The 4,129-nt window shown below is 44.5% G+C and carries 6 protein-coding genes; 4 read left to right on the top strand and 2 right to left on the bottom strand.

The window, feature by feature from the left end; genetic code table 11:
• Positions 1-178 precede the first annotated feature (178 nt).
• Genes JHD69_RS19175 through JHD69_RS19165 form a run of 3 tightly spaced genes read left to right on the top strand, consistent with a single transcriptional unit; the run spans position 179 to position 1,204 of the window.
• Positions 179-394 (top strand): hypothetical protein, encoded by a 216-nt coding sequence (locus tag JHD69_RS19175; RefSeq protein ID WP_199141950.1) that lies wholly within the window; start codon positions 179-181, stop codon positions 392-394.
• 11 nt (positions 395-405) lie between these two features.
• Positions 406-858: a MauE/DoxX family redox-associated membrane protein gene (locus tag JHD69_RS19170; RefSeq protein WP_199141949.1), complete on the top strand. Its 453-nt coding sequence runs from the start codon at positions 406-408 to the stop codon at positions 856-858.
• A gap of 43 nt (positions 859-901) precedes the next feature.
• Entirely contained in the window at positions 902-1,204 is a 303-nt protein-coding gene (locus JHD69_RS19165; protein ID WP_199141948.1) for a hypothetical protein, read from the top strand.
• Between the two features lie 335 nt (positions 1,205-1,539).
• Here JHD69_RS19165 and JHD69_RS19160 read toward each other — a convergent pair whose 3' ends face one another.
• A complete protein-coding gene (locus tag JHD69_RS19160) occupies positions 1,540-2,523 on the bottom strand; it encodes a potassium channel beta subunit family protein (protein ID WP_199141947.1) in 984 nt (327 codons plus the stop codon).
• A gap of 144 nt (positions 2,524-2,667) precedes the next feature.
• On the opposite strand from JHD69_RS19160, the gene JHD69_RS19155 reads away from it, so the two are divergent.
• On the top strand, positions 2,668-3,615 hold the full coding sequence (locus JHD69_RS19155; protein ID WP_199141946.1) for a M28 family peptidase: 948 nt from the start codon (positions 2,668-2,670) through the stop codon (positions 3,613-3,615).
• 53 nt (positions 3,616-3,668) lie between these two features.
• On the opposite strand, the gene JHD69_RS21130 is transcribed toward JHD69_RS19155, so the two are convergent.
• The coding region (locus JHD69_RS21130; RefSeq protein ID WP_233166063.1) for a hypothetical protein at positions 3,669-4,129 on the bottom strand (461 nt) is incomplete at its 5' end.

Genomic DNA, 4,129 nt, shown 5'->3' with positions numbered 1-4,129 from the left:
CCCCCCCCCCCCCCCCCCCCCCCCCCCCCCCCCCCCCCCCCCCCCCCCCCCCCTTTTTAGATGTGTATAAGAGACAGACCTGCTTGCCATGGAAGCAACTGCAGTGATCACAGACTTCAGGAATTGGATGAAAAGCAAGTTTGAATTCAGCCCTAGCCAGAACAGTTACTTAGAACAGATGGGGTCTGACTTTATCAATTACGCTGCAGGCCGAGTCGGTTTTGCGCTGATTAATCGTTTGCCTATTTATTTTAACAGCCCCGATTTCCAAGGCCAGGAATATGGTGCCGAAAAAATAATCAGGGGTTCTGACAAAACCTACTTCTCGTCAGACAATGTGGCGAAAGGTTCTTTGAGCTTTGATGTGAGCTATAAACTACCAGTACTGTGTTAACCAATCTGAAAATGAGGATTTCATCTACCTATGAAAAACAAATCATCCAATTGGCAGCTTTGGCCTTTATCTTTCTTTGGTGCTATACATTGGCCACAAAACTGATTGATATCCAAAGCTTCAAGTGGTCGTTGTTTAACCAGCCATTGCCACACGCTTTAGCAATTGCCCTTCTTTTTCTGCTGCCAATTTTTGAGCTGGTGGCGGCGATTCTACTGCTTGCTATCCGCACCAGACTGTACGGATTTTACCTATCCTTTTTATTGATGTTGCTGTTTACGGGCTACATCGGATTGGTAATAGCTAAAGTATTCGGCACCATACCTTGTTCTTGCGGTGGCCTGCTCGAAAACACTAGCTGGAACGAACACTTTTACTTTAACCTTTTCTGGTTAATGCTCTCTGTTTTGGCCATTATACTTATAAAGAAAGGAGGTAAGAAAAAACACAACATTTATAGTTGAAACTTCAGTCCCGGCTTATTTATCAATCAAAAACTTAAACACGATGAAAAATTACAAAATCAGTGCATTGGTGTGCATGACCGCACTTGCACTCGCTTTCACGCAAAGCGCTTTTAAAGCACCCAAATCAGCTTATTATGGAAAAGTGATGCATTCTCCAACTACGTGGGACTGGGAGCCCATTGCCAACCTTGAACGGGTTGAAGAAGGCGAACTCGGACCTAATACCTACAAGTGCAGCTATAGCGATGAACAAACCTGCACGGCCATGTTTAACAGTGTTCCTTCTTCAAACGATCCGGAAAGTACTGTTGCAACCCTGGGTATTTTCGAGTTTAATAGATAGCGACCGTACAAGATCTGAACCGAATAGGATCTTGCACACAAATCTTGCATGAGGTTTCATATCGAGAAATGAGGCTTTCGTATAAGATTTATGCGCTTCTATATAAAACATTTAAATAATCCGGCCGATTTAATCAACTTTGAGTGCTAAGTCATTTTACCCCTCATCTAAATTAAATCAGACGCTCTTGTCGGATAATTTATTTGGAACTCGGCCCAAGTTGTGCGCTTGGGCCGGGTTATTTTGTAATCATCCTGAATTTACCCTAGTTAATATCGACAAAAAAAGCCCTGACAGTTAGGCCAGAGCTTATTTGTAATTCTTGGAAAGTATCTCTAGAATGGTGGCAATACAGGCTTAGTACCCATAATTTTTTCGATGTTCTCCATTACCTTGTCGGTTAAAAGAGGCACCACCTCTAACACAGTAAGATTCTCTTTCAATTGCGCAGGCTTAGAAGCACCCAAGATCATGGTACTTACATTTGGATTTTTAAGGCACCAGGCCAAAGCCAATTTAGCCACAGGAAGATTCATCTTCTCGGCAAGTTTTTTAAGGGCTTCAACCTTTTTCAGTTTTTCGGTGGCCATTACCCTATCCTTTAGCCATTCCAGGCCACTGAGTGCTAGACGCGTGTCTTTCACATCGCCACTCGAATACTTGCCCGAGAGCAGTCCAGAAGCCAATGGCGACCAAATGGTAGTGCCCAAGCCATGCTCCTTAAACAAGTGAAGGTATTCGTTTTCAAGCTTTTGGCGCTCGAACAAGTTATACTGAGGCTGCTCCATAGTTGGTCCTATCAAATGATATTGCTTAGCTACGCTTATGGCTTCCATAATCTCTGACGCGCTCCATTCTGAAGTGCCCCAATAAAGTATTTTGCCTTGTTGCAAAAGCGTATTCATAGCCCACACGGTTTCTTCTATTGGCGTTTGTTTGTCGGGCCTATGGCAGAAATACAAATCGAGGTAATCTACCTGCAGTCGGCTTAAGGCGGCGTTGCAGGCTTCAATTACGTGTTTGCGCGACAGGCCCATCCGGTTTGGACCTTTGTGTTCGGCGCCAAAAAATACCTTGCTCGATACCACAAAAGATTCGCGGTCCCATTTTTGTGATTTGAGGATTTTACCCATCACGATTTCCGATTTACCTTCGGCATAGCCTTCTGCATTGTCAAAAAAATTGACACCGGCATCATAGGCAATCCCCATCAGTTCGTCGGCGGTTTTGTCGCTGATCTGGTTGCCAAAAGTTAGCCAGCTTCCAAAAGAAAGCGCACTTACCTGCAAACCCGATTTTCCTAAACGTCTATATTCCATATGCTGTTTTTAATGTTGAATTAATACTCCAAATTAAGATTAATCTTACAACATCGATGCCCCAAATTAAGTTTTTACAAAACTCAAACGCATATTTTGTCCCACAATATCTTTACCTTTAGGCTTCAAACAAAACCAAAATCAATGAAAAGGATATTCCTGCTTCCATTAGCCTTATTAATGAGCTGTGGCTCAGTTAAAACGCAACAAGGGAATGATAAAACAAGTAAGCAACTGCTAAAAGACGTAGAAGTGCTTTCTTCTGATGCCTACGAAGGCCGTAAAACCGGAACCAAGGGCGCCGAAATGGCCAGAACCTATATAACCGGCCGTTTGAAGGAAATCGGGCTTAAGCCTTATCCTGGCCAAGGCAGCTACGAACAAGCTTTCGAAATCAAAGGCCGCAATGGAGGCACAGCCATACAAGGCAAAAACCTGATTGCCTATATTCCGGGCAAAACCGATAACGTAATTGTAATTTCGGCTCATTACGACCATGTAGGCGTCATCAAAAACGAAATCTACAACGGTGCCGATGATAATGCCTCGGGAGTTGCCGGACTTTTGCAGTTTGCCAAATACTTTTCCAAAAACAAACCTAACAACACACTTATTTTTGCCGTTTTCGATGGTGAGGAAATGGGGCTTCAGGGTGCAAAGGCTTTTGTAGCTAACCCGCCGGTAGCACTCGAAAAAATAAAGCTCAACATCAATATGGATATGATCAGCCATAACGACAAGCAAGAACTTTATGCCACAGGTACTTTCAAGTATCCGCAGCTTAAGCCCTTCTTGATTTCAAGCAATCCAAACCTTAAATTACTTCTGGGCCATGACGACCCTAAATTGGGTCACGACGATTGGACAAACCAAAGCGATCAAGGTGCTTTTAATGCCAAGAATATTCCGTTTATCTACTTTGGCGTAGAAGACCATAAAGACTACCATAAGGCCACAGACGAGTACCAGAACATCAACAAACAATTCTTTATCGATGCAGCCAATACCATACAGGAAGTGATCGTCAACATTGATAAGCAAAGAGACATCCAGGCCATTTTTAGGGAAACCCTTCAAATGAAAAAGCAATAAGATCATTTAACCAGACAAAAAAGCCCGTTTCATTTCTGAAACGGGCTTTTTCTTTAAAAGTCGATATCGATTATCGATTTAATCGGAATGTGGATATTGTTTTTAAGCTGGATATATTTTTCGGTAACAGACCATACCGTTGTATTTACTCTTTTGGGTCCATCAACCGTATTGAATTCGATGGTTGCTTTCGCCTTAAATTCGTTGCCTAACCGTTGTGCAGCCGTTAGCCTGTTGGTCAATTCTTCAGAAAGTGCAGTTTGGGCAGGTACGATTTTGGCTACATCAATTGTTTCCTTTTCTATCAATTCGCTAGTCATAGTGTATTCGTGTTTTGTGTATAACCTGTCTCTTATACACATCTGACGCTGCCGACGAACCACGACAAAAAAAGGTGGGTGGGGGGGGGGGGGGGGGGGGGGGGGGGGGGGGGGGGGGGGGGGGGGGGGGGGGGGGGGGGGGGGGGGGGGGGGGGGGGGGGGGGGGGGGGGGGGGGGGGGGGGGGGGGGGGGGG

The sequence above is a fragment of the Pedobacter sp. ASV12 genome (genome assembly GCF_016429155.1).
Lineage (GTDB): Bacteria > Bacteroidota > Bacteroidia > Sphingobacteriales > Sphingobacteriaceae > Pedobacter.
The sequence above is the reverse complement of the archived record's forward strand: the minus strand, read 5'-3'. Positions and strand labels throughout refer to the sequence as shown.

What these genes read in the sequence shown, in the direction of transcription:
- JHD69_RS19175 (WP_199141950.1), top strand. Translation starts at nt 179, where the DNA reads ATGGGGTCTGACTTTATCAATTACGCTGCAGGCCGAGTCGGTTTTGCG.
- JHD69_RS19170 (WP_199141949.1), top strand. Translation starts at nt 406, where the DNA reads ATGAGGATTTCATCTACCTATGAAAAACAAATCATCCAATTGGCAGCT.
- JHD69_RS19165 (WP_199141948.1), top strand. Translation starts at nt 902, where the DNA reads ATGAAAAATTACAAAATCAGTGCATTGGTGTGCATGACCGCACTTGCA.
- JHD69_RS19160 (WP_199141947.1), bottom strand. Translation starts at nt 2,523, where the DNA reads ATGGAATATAGACGTTTAGGAAAATCGGGTTTGCAGGTAAGTGCGCTT.
- JHD69_RS19155 (WP_199141946.1), top strand. Translation starts at nt 2,668, where the DNA reads ATGAAAAGGATATTCCTGCTTCCATTAGCCTTATTAATGAGCTGTGGC.